The sequence below is a fragment of the Burkholderia sp. BCC1644 genome (assembly GCF_902833225.1).
GTDB lineage: Bacteria > Pseudomonadota > Gammaproteobacteria > Burkholderiales > Burkholderiaceae > Burkholderia.
Window position 1 is genome coordinate 157623 of record NZ_CADFEI010000016.1, and the last position, 19452, is coordinate 177074.

Sequence of the window (19452 nt, forward strand, 5' to 3'; positions counted from 1 at the left end):
CTTCAACGCTGCTTCACTGGAGAAAGCCATGGCCGCGAAGAAGATCCTGTTCCTGACCGGCGATTTCGCCGAAGACTACGAAACGATGGTGCCGTTCCAGGCGCTGCAGGCCGTCGGCCACCACGTCGATGCAGTCTGCCCGGGCAAGCGCGCGGGCGACAAGATCAAGACCGCGATCCACGATTTCGAAGGCGACCAGACCTACACCGAGAAGCCCGGCCACCAGTTCACGCTGAATGCCGCATTCGACGACGTCGACGCCGCGCGCTACGACGCACTCGCGATCGCGGGCGGCCGTGCCCCCGAATACCTGCGACTCGATCCGAAGGTGATCTCGCTCGTGCGCGAGTTCGCCGAAGCCGGCAAGCCGATCGCCGCGATCTGCCATGCGGCGCAACTGCTCGCAGCAGCCGACGTGATCCGCGGCAAGCGCATTTCGGCCTACCCGGCGTGCGCGCCCGAGGTGAAGCTCGCGGGCGGCGAATACGCGGACATCCCGGTCGACGCGGCCGTGACCGACGCGCCGTTCGTCACCGCACCTGCCTGGCCCGCGCACCCGGCCTGGCTCGCGCAGTTCCTCGCACTGCTGGGCACGCGCATCGAGCTGTGAACCTGAATCGAATCGGGAAGGAATGAGATGCCGGCCGGCGGCGCGCTCGCGCCGCCCTGCCCGGCGTTTCAGCGCGCGGCCGGCGCCGAGCCAACGTCCGCGATCCGCGTTTCCAGCATCGCGAGCGCACCCGACAGCGCATTCAGCACGTCGTCCGGCAACTGCGCCATCGTCTGTTCGAGAAACGCCTTGCGGCGCGGCAGGCACGCGTCGAATGCCGCGCGGCCTTCGTCCGTCAGCGTGACGTTGGTCACGCGATTGTCGCGTGCATCGGATTCGCGCTGGATCCAGCCGAGCGCGTCGAGCGACTTCAACTGGCGCGTGAGCGCGCCCGGATCGATGCGCAGCACTTCGACGAGCTTCTTCTGCGACGAATGCCCGCCCATCGTGTGCAGTGCGACCATGATGCGCCAGCGCGGCATCGGCTGCCCGACGTGCGCTTCGAACGCGCTCATGAACGCTCGATACGTGCGTCCGAATTGCTGCAAGATCGCGACGCGGTCCTGTTCTTCCATGCGCTGATTTCGTTTCCGGTAAATCGTTGACTCGTTGAATCGCCTGATCGGTCAATCGGCCGCGACGTGCGGCTCGATCTTGCGCCGCAGCGCGATCGGCGGCACGCGACGGCACTGCCACACCGACACCACGGCGACGACGGCCGCCATCGCGACGCCCAGGTGAATCGCACCGACGAGCGATTCACGGGCCGCTTCCAGCAGCAGCGCGCCATTATGCCCGGCACGCGTCAGCTCAGCGACGAGACCGCCCTGCGCCGCGCGATCGATCAGGATCTGCGGATCGGCGAGCTGCGCGTGCCACTGCATCGCATGATCGGCCGTCAGCGCGTTGCGCACGCCGCCCGAGTACATCTGGTTGACGAGCGTGCCCGTCAGCGCGGTGCCGAGCATCCCGCCGACCATCCGCAGCGACTGCAGCAGCGCCGTCGCGATGCCGAGGTGCTCGCGGCCGGCTGCCTGCTGCGCGAATACGGTGAGGTTCGGCAATACGAAACCGAGCCCGATGCCGCCCGCGACCATCAGCGCCATCAGCATCCAGGTCGGCGTCGTGTGGGTCGACACGACGATGCCCGCGCACGCGATCGCGAACAGCACGAAGCCGACGTGCAGCATCGCGTTCGGATTGCGGATGCGCGTGACGACGCGGCCGTTCATGATGCTGCCGATCGTGATGAACACGACGAGCGGCGTGATCACGAGCCCCGCTTCCTTCGGCGACATCCCGAAGCCGCCCTGGAACAGCAGCGGCGCGTAGAACAGCAGCGAGAACATCGAGAAGCCGGCGAGGATCGCGAGCACGAACAGCGCCGACAGCGCGCGGTTGCCGAACATGTCGAACGGCAGGATCGGCTGCGCGCAGCGCTTCTCCCAGTGCCACAGGCCGACACCGGCCGCGACCGCGACGACGAGCAGCAAGGACGCCCAGCTCGCGACGCCGTACTTCGGCAGCCATTCGACGAACAGCTGCAACGCGCCGAGCGACAGCGCGATCAGCAGCGCGCCCGGCCAGTCGAGCCGCATCTTGCGATCGTGCGCGACGTGGCGCAGGTGCGGCAGGTAGCGCCACACGAAGAACAGCGACAGCAGGCCGACCGGCAGGTTCACGTAGAACACCGAGCGCCAGCCGAACGACTGGGTCAGCACGCCGCCGAGCGACGGGCCGACCGCGTTCGCGATGCCGAACGCGGAGCTCATCAGCACCTGCCAGCGCAGCCGCACGACGGAATCGGGGAACAGGTCGGGAATGCACGCGAACGCGGTGCCGACCAGCATCCCGCCGCCGATCCCCTGCAGCCCGCGCGCAAGCACGAGGTACAGCATGTCGTTGGCCATCCCGCACAACACGGATGCAGCGGTGAACACGACGATCGACACGATCACGAACGGCTTGCGGCCGTAATAGTCGCCGAGCCGGCCGAAGATCGGCACCGTGATCACGGAACTGAGCAGGTACGAGGTCGCGACCCATGCGTACAGGTCGAAACCGCGAAGCTCGGCGACGATGGTCGGCAGCGCGGTGCCGACGACCGTCTGGTCGAGTGCGACCAGCATGGTCACGAACGAGATCCCGATCATCGCCAGCAGCGATTCGCGGAACGGCAGGACTTGCCCGCTCGAATGATGGGCGGCAGTGTGGACGGCCATTTTTTGTTGATGCAACTTTTGACGAGTCAAACAATCTCAAAATTCTAGCATGGCGGAGTAATCTAGGCTGGCGACGGTCAAACCGCCCCCGGCCGCCAAGGAGAAAGATGGAACCGATTTCAATCACCCCCGCGACGACGCTTTCGCAGGAGGATCGGGACGCGCTGTGGCGCGCGAAGCAGGTGCTGGAAAGCCCGTCGCTGACGATGAAGCTGACCGGCATGCTCGGCGCGCCGGTCGAGAAAATGATCGCGCGGTTGCCCGATTTCGCGACCGGCAAGATCAACGATGCGACACAGCTTGCGCTGCGCAAGTGCCTGAACATCGCGCTGCGCACGCTCGGCAAGCCGCCGGCGCCGGACGCCGAGCCCGACAAGCCGAGCAACCTGCTGCACAAGCTCGCGGTCGCGACGACCGGCGCGGCGGGCGGCGCGTTCGGTTTTCTCGCGTTGCCGGTCGAACTGCCGGTGACGACCACGCTGATCTTTCGCTCGGTGTGCGACATCGCGCGCAGCGAGGGCGAAGACCTGACGTCGGTCGATACGCAGTTGCAATGCCTGGCCGTGCTCGGCATGGGCGGCAACCCGGACAAGCAGGAAGAGGACGCCGATCTCGGCTATTTCGTACTGCGCGGCGCGCTTGCCCAGGCGATTTCGAAGGCGTCGTCGGACATCACGACGAAAGGGATCGCCGCGCACAGCTCGGCGGCCGTGTTCAAGCTCGTGCAGACGGTGGCGTCGCGCTTCTCGGTGCAGGTGACCGAGCAGATGGCCGCGAAGTCGATCCCGGCGATCGGCGCCGTGCTCGGCGCGACCGTCAACACGCTGTTCATCGACCACTTCCAGCAGATGGCACACGGCCACTTCACGGTGCGCCGGCTCGAGCGCAAGTACGGCTCGGTGGCCGTCAAGGCCGCCTATCAGGCGATCGACGCCTCGCCGACGCGCTGAACCGCACGCTCGACCGCGACGCGGCGCAGGAACGCGGCCGCGCGGTCGAGCGCGTCGCGCGCCTCCGGCACCATCGGCGTGTACAGCTGCCATACGTGCGGCATGTCCGGCCACACCTCGATCTCCACCGCCACGCCGGCCGCCTTCGCCTTCTCGGCGACGCGGCGCGAATCGTCGAGCAGCACTTCGGTGCTGCCGACCTGGATATACAGCGGCGGCAGGCCCGTGAAGTCCGCATAGAGCGGCGATGCGTACGGATGCGTCGCGGGCGCGTCGCCGAGGTACAGCTTCGCGGCCTTCGGCAGCGCCGCGCCGGCAAACATCGGATCGGCGCCGTCGTTCGTGCGCAACGTCGCGCCGGTGGCCGCAAGATCGGTCCACGGCGAGAACAGGATCGCGCCGGCCGGCAACGGCTCGCCACGGTCGCGCAGTGCGACGAGCGTCGCGAGCGCGAGGCCGCCGCCCGCCGAATCGCCGCCGAGCACGATCGACTCGGGCGGCGTGCCGAGCGCCAGCAGCTGCCGATAGGCGGCGAGCGCGTCGTCAAGCGCGGCGGGAAAGCGGTTTTCGGGCGCGAGCCGGTAGTCGAGCGAGAACGAGCGCACGCCCGCGCGCTTCGTCAGGCCGAACACGAGCGGCCGGTGGGTCCGCGTCGAACAGAAGTAGTAACCGCCGCCGTGGAAGTACAGCAGCGTGCGGCCGGGCCCGCGACCCGCGCTTGCGTCGGTACGCTCGAGCCATTCGCCGCGCAGCGGCGCGTCGCCCGCGCCGTAGCACTGGCGCAGCCGGTAGCCCGACGGCGCGCGGCGCGGCACGACCATCCGCAAGTCGGTAAAGCGCCGCGCACGCGCGGGATCGAGCACCTCGCGCGTGGTCTCGGGACGAAACTGCCAGCGCAGCAGCCAGCAGGCGAACTTGCTTTGCCAACTCATCGGACGCACTCCGTAATCGCAGTGTGACGATGGTACGTGCGAACGTTCCCGCACCGCTCGACAGGTGCCTCTACATCAAACGCCGGCGCTCAGTTCGCCGGCATCACCTGGCCGCGGATCTCGCCGGCCGGGTGCTCCTTCGTATGGACGTTGAAGTACCACTTGCCGCCCATCAGGTCGGTGACCTGCGCGTCGGTGAGTTCCTTCGAACCCTTGATCGGGCTCGCCAGCTCGTCCTTCGGAATCGGCACCTGCACGCCGGCGTTCTGGCCGACCGGCGCGGGCCCGTGGAAATGCGCGGCAGTGGCCGGCCCCGTGAGGTGTTCGTAAGTTGCGATCCACTGCAGCGTATGGGTGGCCGTGTCGTACGTGGCGTCGACGCTACCCGAACCCTTGGTCGCCGTCGGCGGCACTTCGCTCGACGGCTGGAGACTGGCAGACAGGCGCACCGTTTCGGCGGCGGCGCTGCCGGCGGCCAGCACGCCCGCGAGTAACGCAACCTGGAGCAAACGCAGCTTGAGCATGGACTCTCCTCGTACGACGTTGTACGCCGCCCGAACGGGGGCGCCAGATAGGATGGTAGTCGATCGCCGCGGTTGCGGCAGCCCACCGAACGGCCATGCTGCGAATCGTCGCAGCGCGGCGCGCAGCGTCGCGTCAGTCTGCGTCAACCTGGAACGGACCTTTGCAACCCGACGGCTGAATCCGCGCGCGGCCTTTCGCTACACTTCGTTTCACAGTTGCTTGTTTCCTTCGTCCGAAGGAGTCTGCGAGTATTCACGCGGCCACCCGGCCGCGTTTTTTTTTGCGTGCGCCGCCGGCACACGCGGCATGTCACGCGCGATAGCCGGGATCGATGCGGTCGACGATACGCTGCAGCGCGTCGAACGCGTCCTGCCCCGCGCCATGCTTCGGATCGAAATTCAGCGAATCGCGCACGCATCCTTCGAGCACCGGCGGCGCGATCGGCAGCGCATCGCCGATCGCATGCGTCGCGACCTGCACCTCGCACGCGCGGTTGAGCAGCCACATCAGCGAGAACGTCTGCGCGAGCGTCGCGCCGATCGTCACCGGCCCGTGGTTGCGCAGCAGCAGCACGGGCCGCCCGCCCGCGCTCTCGACGATGCGCCGCCCCTCCTCCAGATGCACGGTGATGCCCTCGAAGTCGTGATACGCGATCTTCCCGTACAGCTGCGCCGAATAGAAGTTGGAAAACGACAGCCCGTCACGCGAACAGCACACGGCCATCGTGGGCGTCGTATGGACGTGCATCACGCAGTGCGCGTCGGGCAGCGCCGCATGGATCGCGCTGTGGAACGTGAAGCCGGCCGGATTGATCGGCCAGTCGGAATGCCCGATCAGGTTGCCGTCGATGTCGATCTTCACGAGGTTCGACGCACATACCTCGCGGTAATGGAGTCCGAACGGGTTGATCAGGAAATGCCCGTCCTCGTCCGGTACGCGCAGCGAAATGTGGTTGTAGATCAGCTCGGTCCAGCCGAGGTAATCGAAGATCCGGTAGGCGGCCGCGAGCTGCACGCGCGCCTGCCATTCGGCTTCGGAGAAGCGGGCCGGACGCGTGAACGGCTGGTTCGGTACACGTTGCATGGGGAACTCCGGTTGCGGGTGTGCGTGGCGCGGGCCGTCGGGCCGTCGGGCCGTCGGGCCGTCGGGCCGTCGGGCCGTCGGGCCGTGTCGTCAGACTGCCATGCAGCCACTATAGTTGCGCGCACAACCATATCACCTTCCCCGCACCGCGTTAACGCGGGTTTAGCCGGAGCGCTTCCGTCCCCTTAAAGCTGGTCGTCGACCGGCAGCAGCATGAAGATGCCCGTCATCAGGTTGCGCATCAGCCCTGCGTGCGGATCGACGTGATAGGTCGCCGGCTTGCCGTCGTCGGTGCCCGTCCACTCGAGTTCGGGCGACCCGCCGCCGGCCGGCGCGACGAGGCTCACGCGATAGCTTTCGTCCGGCTGCGTCGCGCGCGCGAAGATCTTCGCGACCTGCTCGGCGAGCGTCGGGCTATGAATCACCAGCGCCAGTTCGGTATTCAGGTGCGCGGAACGCGGATCGAGGTTCATCGAGCCGATCACGAGGATCTTCCGGTCGATCACGTACGCCTTCGCGTGCAGGCTCGCGCGCGAACGCGATCCGAACAGGCGCGGACGCTGGCGACCCGGCTGCGCCTTGAACTCATACAGCTCGACGCCGCGCTGCAGCAGCGGCACGCGGTAGGGCCCGTAGCCGGCCTGCACGGCGACCGCGTCGGTCGCGGCGAGCGAATTCGTCAGGATCGCGACGCGCACGCCGCGCGCGGTCGTGTCGCCGAGGATCTTCACGCCCGCATCGTGCGGCACGAAGTACGGCGAGAACGCGAGGAATTCCTGCTGCGCGCCGCGCGTCAGCTCGACGAGCCGCTGCATCGGCGGGCTCACGTACGCGTCGGTCGGCTGCGCGACCTTGTCGGGCGCGTCGACCTTGAACTCGGCCGGCGCCCACACGAGCTCGAGTTCGTCGCGCGCAATCTGCTGCGCGAGCGGCGTCGCATTCAGCGGCTTCGCGTTGTACGGTTCGGCGTTCTGGCGCCAATGGTTGCGCAGCTCGTCGCGCATCGCGTCGAGCTCCTTCGGATCGAAAGCCTGATGATTCAGCACGCGCAACGGATAGCTGCTCGCGCTCGACCAATACGTGTCGAAGCTCGCCGAGACGTCGTTCGTCACGGGGCCGGCGGCGAGCACGTCGAGGTCGCGAAACTGCAGCGTCGGGCTCGCGCTGAAGTATTCGTCGCCGAGATTGCGGCCGCCGACGATCGCGATCTGGTTGTCCGCGATCATCGCCTTGTTGTGCATCCGGCGCGTGAAGCTGTCGATCCGCGTGAAGAAGTTGGTCGTGCGCTCGACCATCCCCTGCCGCGACGCACCGAACGGGTTGAACACGCGAATCTCGATGTTCGGGTGCGTGTTCAGCGCGGCCATCACGCGGTCGATGTCGCGGAAGTTCAGGTCGTCGACCAGCATCCGCACGCGCACGCCGCGATCGGCCGCGTACAGCGCCGCGGCGAGCAGCAGCTTGCCCGTCGTGTCCTCGGTCGCGATGTAGTACTGCATGTCGAGCGTCTTCGTCGCGGCGCGGGCGAGCGCGATGCGCATCTGCAGCGCCTGCGCGCCGTCGGCGAGCAGCCGGAAGCCCGACTGGCCCGGATGCGCGGCCTCGGGCGCGGCCAGCGCGTCGCGCAGCGGCGTCGCGGTATCGGGCGGCAGCGCGTGGGAAACCGGGCGATCGAGCGTGGTGGCGGGCGGATGCGTCGCGCACGCGGCGACGAGCGACAGCAGTACGCAAACGGCCAGCGCACGGGCCGGGCGGCATGCGGCACGCCATGACGGCGCGGCCGGCGCGCGCCGGATGAAAGACGTGAGCACGGGAGCTTCCTCGACAGGCGGAACGACGGTCCGCATTCGCCGCGGCGCGCGGCTGGCGCGCGGTTCCGGCCGATTCTAGTGGGCGGCCGATGAACCGGTCAATCGCGCGGGCGGCACCCGGCGGCCCCCGGCAGCTCGCGCGCGGCGGCTTGCCGGGGGCGATGCCCGGGCACGCCTGGTTCGCCCGCTGGACGGGCCGTGACGCGAAGCGGTCCAACCAATCTCACTGCGCATCGCCGCTGCGCTCGAAATGGCTGCGCACGTAATCGATATGCGTCTGCATCGCGGTGCGCGCCTCTTCGGGCCGCTGCGCGCAGATCGCGTCGCACACGACACGATGCTGCAGCAACAGCAGTTCGGACGCCTGCTCGTCGTGCGTCGTCATGCCCGCCACGTTGATCGAGATGTGCTCGCGCAGCATCCCGATCACGCTCGTATGCAGGTGCAGGAACATCGTGTTGTGCGACGCGAGCGCGATCGCCTCGTGCAGCTTCGCGTCGGTCGCGGCTTCAACGGCCGCCGCGCCGTTCGCGTGCGCGGTTTCGAGCTCGCGCAGCAGCGTGCGGATCCGGCGCCGGTCGTTCGCATCCGCACGCAGCGCGGCGAAATACGCAGTCGCGCCTTCGAGCACGCGGCGGAATTCGAGGATGTCATCGCGCAGCGCCGGATGATCGGCGACCAGCTGGCCCCACGGCGACGCAATGCCCGCGCGCAGCTGGTCCGTCACGTAGACGCCCGCGCCGCGCCGGCTCTGCAGCAGCCCGCGCGCGACGAGCCGCTGCGTCGCCTCGCGCACCGTATTGCGGGCGACGCCGTACTGCTGCGCGAGCACGCGCTCGGCCGGCAGCCGCGCGCCGGCCGGCCAGGTGCCGTCGAGCAGCGCCGTCTCGATCTTGCGCATCACCACTTCGGTCCGGCCTCGTGCCGTCATCGCTGCCATCGTCGCGTCTCCCCGCGGAATGCCTGTCGCGCCGATTGGCCCAACCAATTTGAGCTGCGGCGCCGTCGCGGGAATTATGCAGCGAAATCGTCGACCCGCATGCCGGGCCGTCGCCTCTGGAGCGAGACATGAACGAAAGGCAGTACCCCGCCGCCGTCCCCGCGCACGTCTATCTGTTCGCGACCTGCCTGGTCGACCTGTTCGTCCCCGAAGCGGGGCTCGACGCGGTCCGCCTGCTGGAGCGCGAAGGGCTGACCGTCCACTATCCGCGCGGCCAGAGCTGCTGCGGGCAGCCGGCCTACAGCAGCGGCAATCCCGACGAAGCGCGCCGCGTCGCGGCCGCGCAGCTCGACCTGTTCGCCGAAGCGTGGCCCGTGATCGTGCCGTCCGGCTCGTGTGCGGGCATGATCCGGCACCATTGGCCGGCGCTGTTTGCCGACGATCCCGTCAACGGCCCGAAGGCCCGCGCGATCGCCGACCGGACCTACGAACTCGCTGAATTCCTCGTCCACGTGCTCGACGTGCGGCTCGACGCGGCCACGGCCGGCGCCGGGCCCGACGAGCGCGTCGTGCTGCACACGTCGTGCGCGGCACGCCGCGAGATGGGCACGCGCGTGCATGGTGTCGCGCTCGTCGACGCGCTGCCGGGCGTCACGCGGATCGAACACGAACGCGAATCCGAGTGCTGCGGCTTCGGCGGCACGTTCTCGCTGAAACATCCGGACATCTCCGGCGCGATGGTGCACGACAAGGTCGCGTCGGCCTGCGCGACCGGCTGCGACCGGCTCGTGTCCGCGGACTGCGGCTGCCTGCTGAACATCGGCCACGCCGCGGCCAAGGCCGGTGCGCCGCTGCCGGTCGAGCATCTCGCGAGCTTCCTGTGGCGGCGCACGGCCGGCGCCGCATCGTTGCGCGGAGACAAGCCATGAGCGCGCGCGCCGCCATTCTCGCGAGGCTGCGCGCCGCCGCGCCGGGCGTCGTCGCGACAGCCGCCCCCGCGCTCGACGCACGCATCGACACGCATTACGACACGCGCCGCGCGTCCACCGAACGCGATCCGCACGCGCTCGCGCAGGCAATGCAGGCCGCACTTGCCGCGTCGCACGCGGACGTCTGGTGCGCAACCGCCGACACATGGCCCGCGCAGCTTGCCGCGCGCCTCGCCGATGCCGGCGTGCGCCGCCTGCTGCTCGACCCGGCCCGCGCCGAATCCGCCGCGCTCGCCCGCACACTGCCCGACACAGTCGCACCGGTGCCGTTCGACCGGCCGATCGACGCATGGAAAGCCGAACTGTTCGACACGATCGACGCGGGCTTCACCGTCGCGCGCTCAGGCATCGCGGCCACCGGCACCGTCGTCCTCGCACCCGATGCCGGCACGCCGCGCACGGTGTCGCTGGTACCGCCGCTGCATGTCGCGCTCGTTCACGCGAACACGCTGCATGCCGACCTGCACGCAGCCGTGCATGCGGAGCGCTGGCACGCCGGCATGCCGACCAACCTCGTGCTGGTGTCGGGCCCGTCGAAAACTTCCGACATCCAGCAGACGCTCGCCTACGGCGCACACGGTCCCCGCCGGCTGTGGGTCGTGATCGTCACCGATTCTGCGGTCCGGTCAACCGCACACGCCAGCGAGGACCAGCCGCGATGAGCGACCACACGCTGCAATTCGTCGCCCCCGGCGACTTCAAGGCCCGCGCGCGCGCCGCGCTCGACGATCCCGCATTGCGCCGGAGCTTTCGCGGCGCGATGGACTTCCTGCAAGGCAAGCGTGCGACGCAATTCCCCGACGACGCCGAACTGCAGCGACTGCGCGATCTCGGCGAAGCCGTACGCCGGCACGCGCTCGCGCAACTGCCCGCGCTGCTCGAGCGGCTGGAGACGAAGCTCACCGAAGCCGGCGTGCACGTGCACTGGGCCGAGACGGCCGCCGATGCGAACGCGATCGTGCTCGGCATCGCGCAGGCGAAGAAGGCGCGCCGCGTGATCAAGGGCAAGTCGATGGCGAGCGAGGAAATCGAGCTGAACCATTACCTCGCGGAGCACGGCGTCGACTGCATCGAATCCGACATGGGCGAGTTCATCGTGCAGCTCGCGGGCGAGAAGCCGTCGCATATCGTGATGCCGGCGATCCACAAGACGCGCGGCGATATCGCCGAGCTGTTCGAGGCACACATCCCCGGCACGCGCTACACGGAAGACGTCGACGAACTGATCCAGACCGGCCGGCGCGCACTGCGCCGCGCGTTCGCCGAAGCGGACATCGGTCTCTCGGGCGTGAACTTCGCGGCGGCCGACACGGGCACGCTGTGGCTCGTCGAGAACGAAGGCAACGGCCGCCTGTCGACGACGGTGCCCGACACGCACATCGCGCTCATGGGGATCGAAAAGGTCGTCGAGAAACTCGAGCACATCGTGCCGCTGTCGAGCCTGCTCACGCGCTCGGCCACCGGCCAGGCGATCACGACCTACTTCAACCTGATCTCGGGCCCGCGCCGCGACGGTGAACGCGACGGCCCGCGCGAGCTGCATCTCGTGCTGCTCGACAACGGCCGCACGCAGGCCTACGCGGACGAACAGCTGCGCGCGACGCTGCAATGCATCCGCTGCGGCGCGTGCATGAACCACTGCCCCGTCTACACGCGCATCGGCGGCCACGCGTACGGCACCACCTACCCGGGCCCGATCGGCAAGATCATCTCGCCGCACCTGCTCGGCCTCGACGCAACGGCCGACCTGCCGACCGCGTCGACGCTGTGCGGCGCATGCGGCGAGGTCTGCCCGGTGCGGATCCCGATCCCGCAACTGCTCGTGCGGCTGCGCACCGAGGCGAACCGCAAGCCCGACGAACCCGTCGCGCATCCGCTGCGCGGCCAGGGCGCGAACTACAACCGCGCGGAAGACCTCGTGTGGCGCTTCTGGTCGGGCGCGTTCGCGCATCCGCGCGCGTACCGCGCATTCCGCTGGACCGCGACGCGCCTGCATGCGCTGACGCCGGCGAAACAGATGGGCTGGACGCAGCACCGCACGCCGCTCGAACCGGCGCCGCGCAGCCTGTCCGACCTGCTGCGCGCGCGCGGCCAGCCCGAATAGCGCACCCGCTTTCAAACCCGTACCCCTATAAATCCATGGAGGAGACACCCATGCAGGTTTGGCATCAGATCTACACGCCGCTCGGCAGCCTCGGGCTGTCGGCATTCGTCGCCGCGATTCCGATCATCTTCTTTTTCATCGCGCTCGCCGCGCTGCGGATGAAGGGCCATGTCGCCGCCGCGATCACGCTGCTGCTGTCGCTCGGCGTCGCGATCCTCGCGTACGGGATGCCCGTGCCGCAGGCGCTTGCCGCGGCCGGCTTCGGCTTCGCCTACGGCCTGTGGCCGATCGCGTGGATCATCGTCGCGGCCGTGTTCCTGTACAAGATCGTCGTGAAGACCGGCCAGTTCGACGTGATCCGTGCGTCCGTCCTGTCGATCACCGACGACCAGCGCCTGCAGATGCTGCTGATCGGCTTCTCGTTCGGCGCATTCCTCGAAGGCGCGGCCGGCTTCGGCGCGCCCGTCGCGATCACGGCCGCGCTGCTCGTCGGCCTCGGCTTCAAGCCGCTGCATGCGGCAGGACTGTGCCTGATTGCAAACACCGCGCCGGTCGCGTTCGGCGCGATGGGCATTCCGATCATCGTCGCCGGTCAGGTGACGGGCATCGATCCGTTCCACATCGGCGCGATGGCCGGCCGCCAGTTGCCGCTGCTGTCGCTCGCGGTGCCGTTCTGGCTCGTGTTCATGATGGACGGGCTGCGCGGCGTGCGGCAGACCTGGCCGGCCGCGCTCGTCGCGGGCGGCAGCTTCGCGCTCACGCAGTACTTCACGTCGAACCACATCGGGCCCGAGCTGCCGGACATCACGTCGTCGCTCGTCAGCCTCGTCGCGCTCGCGGCGTTCCTGAAGGTGTGGCAGCCGCGCACCGCGAAACAGCCGGCCGGCGGCCTCGTCGCGTCCGGCGGCGGCGCGGCGCTCGCGGGCTTCGGCGGCGCGGGCTCGCGCAACGGCTTCGGCACCGGCGCGAGCCGGCAGGCATCGCCGTACACGCTCGCGCAGACGGTGCGCGCGTGGTCGCCGTTCCTGATCCTGACGGCTGTCGTCACGGTCTGGAGCATCGCGCCGTTCAAGGCGCTGTTCGCCGCCCATGGCGCACTCGCGTCGACCGTGCTGAAGTTCCATGTGGCCGGGCTCGACCAGCTCGTCGTGAAGACCGCGCCGATCGCCGCGACGCCGAAGGCGCTCGAAGCGGTGCTGAAGATCGATCTGGTGTCGGCGGTCGGCAGCGCGATCCTCGTGACCGCGCTGATCTCGATGGCGCTGTTGCGGATGAAGCCGCGCGACGCGCTCGTCACGTTCGGCGAGACGCTGAAGGAGTTGACGCGCCCGATCCTGTCGATCGGCCTCGTGCTCGCGTTCGCGTTCGTCGCGAACTACTCGGGGATGTCGTCGACACTTGCGCTGATGCTGGCCGCGACGGGCGCCGCATTCCCGTTCTTCTCGCCGTTCCTCGGCTGGCTCGGCGTGTTCCTGACGGGCTCGGACACGTCGTCGAACGCGCTGTTCTGTTCGCTGCAGCAGGCCACGGCCCACCAGCTCGGCGTGCCCGAGACGCTCGCGGTCGCCGCGAACACCACGGGCGGCGTGACCGCGAAAATGATCTCGCCGCAGTCGATCGCGGTCGCCTGCGCGGCGACGGGCCTCGTCGGCAAGGAGTCCGAGCTGTTCCGCTTCACGGTGCGGCACAGCCTGCTGTTCGCGGTGATCGTCGGACTGATCACGCTCGTGCAGGCGTATGTGCTGCCGGGCATGGTGCCTTAAGCGGCGCGCAGCCGTGCCCAAAAAACCAAACCCCACGCCCGGACGAGCGTGGGGTTTTTCTTTTCGCGTTCCGATCGCCGGCGCGGGCCGGCGATTCGTCATGCGCGTGGCGCGATCAGCTGCCCTTCGCGATGCGGTCCTGGATGTGCTGCGCGCGGCTCGCCGACGACGGGTGCGAGCTCATCATCGAGCTTTGGCCGCCGTCCATCTGCGCGAGCTTCTGGAAGCCGGTGACGAGGCCCTTCTGGCTCATGCCCTTCTGCTTCATCAGGTCGAACGAGTAATCGTCCGCGGCGCTTTCCTGCGTCTGCGAGAACTGCGCGTTGATGAACTTCTCGGTGATGTCGCCGAGCTGCGAGCTCGACAGTGCCGCCACGCCCGGCGATGCCGCGCCGGCCGCGCTGCGCGCCGCGCTCACCGCGTACGCCGTCTGCATCGCCTTCTTCGAGTGACCCAGTGCAACGTGGCCCATTTCATGACCGATCACGCCGCGCAGCTCGTCGTCGTTCATCATGTCCATCAGGCCGCTGTACACGCGCACGCAGCCGTTGCCCATCGCCCACGCGTTGACGTCCTTGGTCATGTAGACCTTGTAGTTGATCTTCTGGCCGTTCAGCGTCATGTCGCCGAAGCCCTTCATCACCTTCGTCAGGCGCTTCGCGTACGCGCTGTTCGCCGGAGCGATCTTCGACTCGGCGTCGCTGGACTTGCACGATTCGTTCGACAGTGCAGCGATGTCGCTGTCCGACAGCGTCGCCGCCTTGTACAGGTTCGTCCCCGCCGACGTCAGGCTGTTCGCGTCAAGGCCTTGCACCCCGCCGCATGCGCTCAACAGAAACGCCACGCCACACGCCGCCACCGCTTTCTTGAGTTGCATCCCGGAATCCCTCGATAGTTGTATTTGGGAGCGGCGATTTTGCATAATCCGGCAGAAAATTACCAGATGTTTACATCAGATGACACGTTCATTACTCGACGAATCGAAATGAAGCGGCGATTCATCACCGGATTGGCGACGAAAATCGTGGGAATCATCGCACCCGGGCGACGATCGGGAGGGAAAACGGGCGAGCCGCCGCTCAGGCGGTCTGGTCGCGGCGTCGCGTCAGCCGCCGCGCGACCAGCATCGGCAACCGCACGGCGAAGCCGGTGAACAGGCGCAGGTGCATCCACGCGAGCAGCGCATTGTCGCGGCCATAGTGGAAGTGCGAGACGCCGCCCTCGTGCCGGCCGAAATAGCGCACCGGCGCGTCGATGCGGATCGGGCGCACGCCGGCCCAGCACAGCCGCACGGCCGCTTCGGGATCGAAGTCGAAGCCGCGCATCCACGGCTGGCGCCGCATGATCGCCGCGAGCGGCGCGACCGGATACACGCGAAACCCGTACAGCGAATCGCCGATGCCGGCCCACAGCGTCTCGAGGTCGGCCCATGCGTTCGACAGCCGGCGGCCCTGCACGCGCAACTGCGGCGCGCTCGCGTCGAACTTCGGCACACCGAGCACCATCGCGTCGGTCTCGGCCTGCGAGGCGGCCATGAAGGCGGGAATCAGGTCGGCCGGATGCTGGCCGTCGGAATCCATCGTCAGCACGTGCGTGAAGCCGCTCGCGGCCGCCGCATCGAGCCCCGCGAGCACCGCGGCGCCCTTGCCGCGATTCTCCGGCAGCACGATCACGCGCAAGCCGGGATCGCGTTCGGCCATCGCCTGCAGCCGTTCGGCGCTGCCGTCGGTGCTGCCGTCGACGACGACCCACACCGGATTCCACTGCGCGCGCGCATTGCGCACGGTCGTATCGACCTTGACGCCCGGGTTGTAGCTCGGGATCAGCACGAGATGGGTAGACGAGGCGTGCAGCTTGGACATGGAAACAGCCGATTGCGAAGACGGGGATCCTGACAAAAGTTTATGACTTGCCGGCGAACGGCGGCAGGCTTCGTCGACCAGGACATCGTCGACGTCGTGCGCCGGTTGCCGGATCGTGAGGTTCTCGCGCTTCATGACAGCCACTCCATTGCATGCCCGGCGCTGGCCTCGATCTCGACCAGCAGGTCGTCGCGGCACACGTCCGCGTGGACGAACAGCGGCCGCACGTGAGGGCCGGCCGCATCGCGCAGCACGCACCCGATCGCGGCGAGCGCCGCGGCATCGCCGGCGTCGCGCACGTAGACGCGATAGCTCAAATCGGCGAGCGAGAACGGGCCATGCCCCTGCCGCGCGGCCTGCTCGAGCACGGCCGCGAGGTTCGCGACCGTCTCGCGCGTCTGCGCGACGACGTCGCCGTGATGCACGGTGTGGTGCCCGACGATGCTCGCGGTACCCGAGACGAACAGCACCGGCGCCGCGTCGTCATCGGCCCATGCGGCGGCGCGCGCGAACGTCGGCGCACGCGGGCCGTACTGCGCCGGGTAGTGGTACGCGCTGACCTGACGCGGGTTCTCGACCGGATCGGCCGGCGTGCGGCTCGCGAGGAAATGAATCGCGAGCGGCGCGGCCGGCGGCGCATCGCCCGCGACCGGCACGACCGATCCGAGCGCGCACGCGGCCGGCACGCCGCCCGTCAGCGCACGACGGCACGCGTCGAACGCATGCTGACGGCCGATATTGAACTGACGATAGCGCTCGATCCCGAACTGCACCGCATTGATCGCCGGCACCGTGTTCCAGATACGCAGCGGATGCGGCATGTCGAGCGTATCGAGCAGGTCGAACAGCATGCGGTATGCGTCGAACGTCGTGCGCTCGAGCGGCGTATCGCCGTCGTGCGTGGCGTGCGTCTCGTGCACGACGATGCTGCCGAACACGAGGCCGGCCGTATCGCTGTAGCGGTAGTGCAGCGCGCCGCGCCGTTCGCTGCGCACATCGCGCGCATCGCATTGCCAGATTTCGCAGACGGCGTCGTCCGGTGCGGCATCGGCGCCGAGCAGCGCCATCTGCACCGGTGCGACCGGCAGGCCGGGCACGCGATCGGCGAGCAGCCGTTCCACCGCATCGGCATGCGAGCCGGCCGCGCCGATGCACACCGCACCCAACGCGACCGGCAGGACGTGCTCGAAGCGTGCATCGTCCAGCAACGCGACAAGCCGCGCACGGCTCATCTGGACGAGCCGCAGTGCGCGGTCGCCGCCCTGCGCGAACGGCGCGGTGGCGGACGGCAGCGGACACGGGCGCCGTTCGGCGTCGACAGAATGCACGGACACTTCGATTTCCTCACTATGCGGCGCAGGCCGCGCGGCAACACGGCCCTGCGCCGCGTTGCGTTACTCGACGGACGCGGCGCGCGCCATCACGCGAGCCCGCCGTTGACGGACAGCACCTGCCCCGTCACGTAGGCCGCGGCGTCGGACACGAGATACGCGACCATCGCCGCGACTTCGTCGGGCCGGCCCGCGCGTTGCGCGGGTACGAGCTGCTTGATGCGTTCGGCGGGGAACGCCTGTTCGGCCATCGGCGATTCGATGATGCCGGGCGCCACCGCGTTCACGGTGATGCCGCGCGACGCGAGCTCCAGCGACAGCGACTTCGTCGCGCCGATCAGCCCCGCCTTCGCGGCCGCGTAATTGACCTGCCCGCGGTTGCCGGTCACGCCGGCCACCGACGCGATGTTGACGATCCGCCCGCGCCGCGTGCGGATCATCGGCAACAGCAGCGGCTGCGTGACGTTGAAAAAGCCGTTGAGCGTCACGTCGATCACGCTGTGCCACTGCCGGCGCGACATGCCGGCCATCGGCGCGTCGTCGTGAATGCCCGCGTTGTTGACGAGGATCTGCACCGGCGACTCGTCGATGAACGGCTTCAGCGCGGCGAGCGTCGCATCGGCGTCGGTCACGTCGAACGCGATCGCATGCGCGGCGCCGCCGGCCGCGATGATCTGCTGCGCGACCGCCTCCGCCTGCGCGAGATGGCGGTTCGCGTGCACCCACACTTCATGGCCGGCCTGCGCGAGCGACGTACAGATCGCCTGCCCGAGTGCGCCGCTGCCGCCCGTCACGAGTGCCCGCATCGAATTGCTCCGTTCATCGCGTTTCACCTCGATCGACGCGGCGTCGATTCGTCGCCGATCGCACCGTGTGCCGTCATTTATTGCGCGCTGCCGTCACTTCGTGCGATGCGCGGCGACGTACGCGGCCAGCGCGCCGAGCGTCGCAAAGATCTTCTGGTTGTCCGGGTTGTCCGAGCGCAGCTCGAAGCCGTATTTCTTCGAGATCAGCAGCGCGATTTCGAGGATGTCGATGGAGTCGAGCCCGAAACCTTCGCCGTACAGCGGGGTGTCGGCCGTCACTGTGTCGAGCGGGACATCTTCGAGATTCAGTTCGCCGATGATCAGCGTGGCGAGCTCTTGTTCCAGTGCGTTCATCATGCGTGCGGGCAGGCGGCCCATGGCAGCGGGAGGCGCCCGGAAACGGCAACTGTCGTGCACGCCCGGCGCGTGCAAATCTCCGTCCCTCCGGCGTCTGCCGGCTTCCCCGCCTGCGTTATTTGGGGATTGTTTGTAAAAGTTACGCGGATTCTAGACGAAGGGTATCGGGTCGTATACCGCGAATGGTTACAGACTGGCGAGCCGGCGCCGCGGCCCGTTTCGGCACGCGAATGCACGAGACGCTTGAGCCGCTTTGGATGGAAATGGACCGACCCCGCGAAACCGTTCGTCCAGTCCCATACAATCGGTTACAAAACCCGGTCGCACCGGCTCCGAACACGCGGTGCCGCGGCCCTAAAATGAGCGTGCCCGACCACCGGCCCGGACCCGCGTCCCGGCCGCCATTCATATGATGTTTGACGGCCCGACCACCGCGTCCGGCCACGATCCGCTAGATGTCTCCAGTCATGCCGCGTCCAACCTTCCGCTCCGTTCCGGTTCGCCCGCCCGTCCGCCGCCGTGCCGCGGCCGCCGGCCGGTGCCCGCGCCGCGCGCATGGAGGCGGACGATGAGCAGGCTGCTGTCCGTCCTGCGCGGCGCCGCCGCGGCCGGTGCCGTGGCGGCCTACCAGGTGGGCGCGCACTACGCGACCGCGACGCCGGGCGCGCACGGTTTCGGCCTCGCGATGGCGCTCGTGCCGCCGCTGCTGCTCGCGCTCGGCGCGGCGCTGCGTTCGCCACGGCGCGCCTGGCTCGCGTCGGCGTGGCTGGTGGCCGCCGCCGCGCTGTGGGCCGCGCGCGCGCCGCTCGCGCAGCACTTCGAATGGGGCCTGTATCTGGAACACGCGAGCTTCAACCTCGCGATGGCGCTGCTGTTCGGCCGCACGCTCGCAGCCGGCCAGGTGCCGCTGTGCACGCGCTTCGCTGCGATGATCCACGGCGCGGTCACGCCGGCCGTCGCACGTTATACGCGGCAGATCACGCTCGCGTGGACGCTGTTCTTCGTCGCGACCGCCGCCGTGTCGACGCTGCTGTTCGCGACCGCGCCGATCGTCACGTGGTCGACGTTCGCGAACTACCTGTCGCTGCCGCTCGTCGCCGTGATGTTCGCCGCCGAGCATGCGTGCCGGCGGTTCGCACTGCCGCACGAACCGAGGCCGCGGATGGTCGACGCGGTGCGCGCTTATCGCGCGACGACACACGCGTCGCAGGCGTCCCGATGAATTCA

19 protein-coding genes are annotated in these 19452 nt (G+C 68.7%); 7 read left to right on the top strand and 12 right to left on the bottom strand.

What is annotated here, in order from left to right; genetic code table 11:
- Positions 1-28 precede the first annotated feature (28 nt).
- Entirely contained in the window at positions 29-610 is a 582-nt protein-coding gene (locus tag HWX87_RS28120; RefSeq protein ID WP_006487930.1) for a DJ-1/PfpI family protein, read from the top strand.
- 68 nt (positions 611-678) lie between these two features.
- On the opposite strand, the gene HWX87_RS28125 is transcribed toward HWX87_RS28120, so the two are convergent.
- Both HWX87_RS28125 and HWX87_RS28130 read right to left on the bottom strand, forming a co-directional pair.
- Positions 679-1125: a MarR family transcriptional regulator gene (locus HWX87_RS28125; RefSeq protein WP_176050328.1), complete on the bottom strand. Its 447-nt coding sequence runs from the start codon at positions 1123-1125 to the stop codon at positions 679-681.
- Positions 1126-1176: 51 nt separating this feature from the next.
- A complete protein-coding gene (locus HWX87_RS28130; protein ID WP_176050329.1) occupies positions 1177-2772 on the bottom strand; it encodes an MDR family MFS transporter in 1596 nt (531 codons plus the stop codon).
- Positions 2773-2879: 107 nt separating this feature from the next.
- On the opposite strand from HWX87_RS28130, the gene HWX87_RS28135 reads away from it, so the two are divergent.
- The gene (locus HWX87_RS28135; RefSeq protein WP_175847507.1) at positions 2880-3722 is read left to right on the top strand and encodes an EcsC family protein; all 843 of its coding nucleotides are present in this window, start codon (positions 2880-2882) and stop codon (positions 3720-3722) included.
- Here the strand turns inward: HWX87_RS28135 and HWX87_RS28140 are convergent.
- The 5 genes from HWX87_RS28140 to HWX87_RS28160 all read right to left on the bottom strand — a co-directional run bounded on the left by HWX87_RS28140 (position 3692) and on the right by HWX87_RS28160 (position 9013).
- Positions 3692-4654 carry an alpha/beta hydrolase gene (locus HWX87_RS28140; protein ID WP_176050330.1) on the bottom strand — a complete coding sequence of 321 codons (963 nt, stop codon included), beginning with the start codon at positions 4652-4654 and terminating at the stop codon, positions 3692-3694. The two genes, HWX87_RS28135 and HWX87_RS28140, sit on opposite strands and share 31 nt — an antisense overlap.
- Positions 4655-4743: 89 nt before the next feature.
- On the bottom strand, positions 4744-5178 hold the full coding sequence (locus HWX87_RS28145; RefSeq protein WP_176050331.1) for a CHRD domain-containing protein: 435 nt from the start codon (positions 5176-5178) through the stop codon (positions 4744-4746).
- A gap of 310 nt (positions 5179-5488) precedes the next feature.
- Positions 5489-6262, bottom strand: coding sequence for a class II aldolase/adducin family protein (locus HWX87_RS28150; protein ID WP_176050332.1), 774 nt, complete (start codon positions 6260-6262; stop codon positions 5489-5491).
- Positions 6263-6447: 185 nt separating this feature from the next.
- Positions 6448-8073 carry a phospholipase D family protein gene (locus tag HWX87_RS28155; RefSeq protein ID WP_176050333.1) on the bottom strand — a complete coding sequence of 542 codons (1626 nt, stop codon included), beginning with the start codon at positions 8071-8073 and terminating at the stop codon, positions 6448-6450.
- A 223-nt stretch (positions 8074-8296) separates the two neighbouring features.
- Positions 8297-9013, bottom strand: a complete 717-nt coding sequence (locus HWX87_RS28160; RefSeq protein WP_176050334.1) for a FadR/GntR family transcriptional regulator — start codon at positions 9011-9013, stop codon at positions 8297-8299.
- Between the two features lie 128 nt (positions 9014-9141).
- Here HWX87_RS28160 and HWX87_RS28165 point away from each other — a divergent pair, with 128 nt between their 5' ends.
- The 4 genes from HWX87_RS28165 to HWX87_RS28180 are packed head-to-tail and all read left to right on the top strand — an operon-like array spanning position 9142 to position 13869.
- A complete protein-coding gene (locus HWX87_RS28165; RefSeq protein ID WP_176050335.1) occupies positions 9142-9942 on the top strand; it encodes a (Fe-S)-binding protein in 801 nt (266 codons plus the stop codon).
- Positions 9939-10664 (top strand): lactate utilization protein C, encoded by a 726-nt coding sequence (locus HWX87_RS28170; protein WP_176050336.1) that lies wholly within the window; start codon positions 9939-9941, stop codon positions 10662-10664. The genes HWX87_RS28165 and HWX87_RS28170 overlap by 4 nt, the downstream gene beginning before the upstream one ends.
- Positions 10661-12106 (top strand): LutB/LldF family L-lactate oxidation iron-sulfur protein, encoded by a 1446-nt coding sequence (locus HWX87_RS28175; protein WP_176050337.1) that lies wholly within the window; start codon positions 10661-10663, stop codon positions 12104-12106. Before HWX87_RS28170 ends, HWX87_RS28175 begins: the two co-directional genes overlap by 4 nt.
- 50 nt (positions 12107-12156) lie before the next feature.
- Entirely contained in the window at positions 12157-13869 is a 1713-nt protein-coding gene (locus HWX87_RS28180; RefSeq protein WP_176050338.1) for a lactate permease LctP family transporter, read from the top strand.
- A gap of 115 nt (positions 13870-13984) precedes the next feature.
- On the opposite strand, the gene HWX87_RS28185 is transcribed toward HWX87_RS28180, so the two are convergent.
- The 5 genes from HWX87_RS28185 to HWX87_RS28205 form a co-directional block, all read right to left on the bottom strand.
- The gene (locus HWX87_RS28185; RefSeq protein ID WP_176050339.1) at positions 13985-14746 is read right to left on the bottom strand and encodes a M48 family metalloprotease; all 762 of its coding nucleotides are present in this window, start codon (positions 14744-14746) and stop codon (positions 13985-13987) included.
- A 202-nt stretch (positions 14747-14948) separates the two neighbouring features.
- Entirely contained in the window at positions 14949-15731 is a 783-nt protein-coding gene (locus HWX87_RS28190; protein WP_176050340.1) for a glycosyltransferase family 2 protein, read from the bottom strand.
- Positions 15732-15862: 131 nt separating this feature from the next.
- The gene (locus tag HWX87_RS28195; protein WP_176050341.1) at positions 15863-17065 is read right to left on the bottom strand and encodes an endoribonuclease L-PSP; all 1203 of its coding nucleotides are present in this window, start codon (positions 17063-17065) and stop codon (positions 15863-15865) included.
- 86 nt (positions 17066-17151) lie between these two features.
- Complete coding sequence (gene fabG / locus HWX87_RS28200; RefSeq protein ID WP_176050342.1) at positions 17152-17868, bottom strand: 3-oxoacyl-ACP reductase FabG; 717 nt, start codon at positions 17866-17868, stop codon at positions 17152-17154.
- 93 nt (positions 17869-17961) lie between these two features.
- Positions 17962-18246, bottom strand: a complete 285-nt coding sequence (locus tag HWX87_RS28205) for a phosphopantetheine-binding protein (RefSeq protein WP_124453521.1) — start codon at positions 18244-18246, stop codon at positions 17962-17964.
- A gap of 547 nt (positions 18247-18793) precedes the next feature.
- Between HWX87_RS28205 and HWX87_RS28210 the strand changes: the two genes are divergently transcribed.
- Positions 18794-19447, top strand: a complete 654-nt coding sequence (locus tag HWX87_RS28210) for a hypothetical protein (protein ID WP_176050343.1) — start codon at positions 18794-18796, stop codon at positions 19445-19447.
- Positions 19448-19452: the final 5 nt, after the last annotated feature.

Bases quoted from the DNA above. Each gene is read 5' to 3' on its own strand.
- HWX87_RS28140 (WP_176050330.1), bottom strand. From the start codon at position 4,654: ATGAGTTGGCAAAGCAAGTTCGCCTGCTGGCTGCTGCGCTGGCAGTTT.
- HWX87_RS28165 (WP_176050335.1), top strand. From the start codon at position 9,142: ATGAACGAAAGGCAGTACCCCGCCGCCGTCCCCGCGCACGTCTATCTG.
- HWX87_RS28125 (WP_176050328.1), bottom strand. From the start codon at position 1,125: ATGGAAGAACAGGACCGCGTCGCGATCTTGCAGCAATTCGGACGCACG.
- HWX87_RS28205 (WP_124453521.1), bottom strand. From the start codon at position 18,246: ATGGGCCGCCTGCCCGCACGCATGATGAACGCACTGGAACAAGAGCTC.
- HWX87_RS28120 (WP_006487930.1), top strand. From the start codon at position 29: ATGGCCGCGAAGAAGATCCTGTTCCTGACCGGCGATTTCGCCGAAGAC.
- HWX87_RS28170 (WP_176050336.1), top strand. From the start codon at position 9,939: ATGAGCGCGCGCGCCGCCATTCTCGCGAGGCTGCGCGCCGCCGCGCCG.
- fabG (WP_176050342.1), bottom strand. From the start codon at position 17,868: ATGCGGGCACTCGTGACGGGCGGCAGCGGCGCACTCGGGCAGGCGATC.
- HWX87_RS28130 (WP_176050329.1), bottom strand. From the start codon at position 2,772: ATGGCCGTCCACACTGCCGCCCATCATTCGAGCGGGCAAGTCCTGCCG.
- HWX87_RS28180 (WP_176050338.1), top strand. From the start codon at position 12,157: ATGCAGGTTTGGCATCAGATCTACACGCCGCTCGGCAGCCTCGGGCTG.
- HWX87_RS28175 (WP_176050337.1), top strand. From the start codon at position 10,661: ATGAGCGACCACACGCTGCAATTCGTCGCCCCCGGCGACTTCAAGGCC.
- HWX87_RS28150 (WP_176050332.1), bottom strand. From the start codon at position 6,262: ATGCAACGTGTACCGAACCAGCCGTTCACGCGTCCGGCCCGCTTCTCC.
- HWX87_RS28135 (WP_175847507.1), top strand. From the start codon at position 2,880: ATGGAACCGATTTCAATCACCCCCGCGACGACGCTTTCGCAGGAGGAT.
- HWX87_RS28210 (WP_176050343.1), top strand. From the start codon at position 18,794: ATGAGCAGGCTGCTGTCCGTCCTGCGCGGCGCCGCCGCGGCCGGTGCC.
- HWX87_RS28185 (WP_176050339.1), bottom strand. From the start codon at position 14,746: ATGCAACTCAAGAAAGCGGTGGCGGCGTGTGGCGTGGCGTTTCTGTTG.
- HWX87_RS28145 (WP_176050331.1), bottom strand. From the start codon at position 5,178: ATGCTCAAGCTGCGTTTGCTCCAGGTTGCGTTACTCGCGGGCGTGCTG.
- HWX87_RS28160 (WP_176050334.1), bottom strand. From the start codon at position 9,013: ATGGCAGCGATGACGGCACGAGGCCGGACCGAAGTGGTGATGCGCAAG.
- HWX87_RS28190 (WP_176050340.1), bottom strand. From the start codon at position 15,731: ATGTCCAAGCTGCACGCCTCGTCTACCCATCTCGTGCTGATCCCGAGC.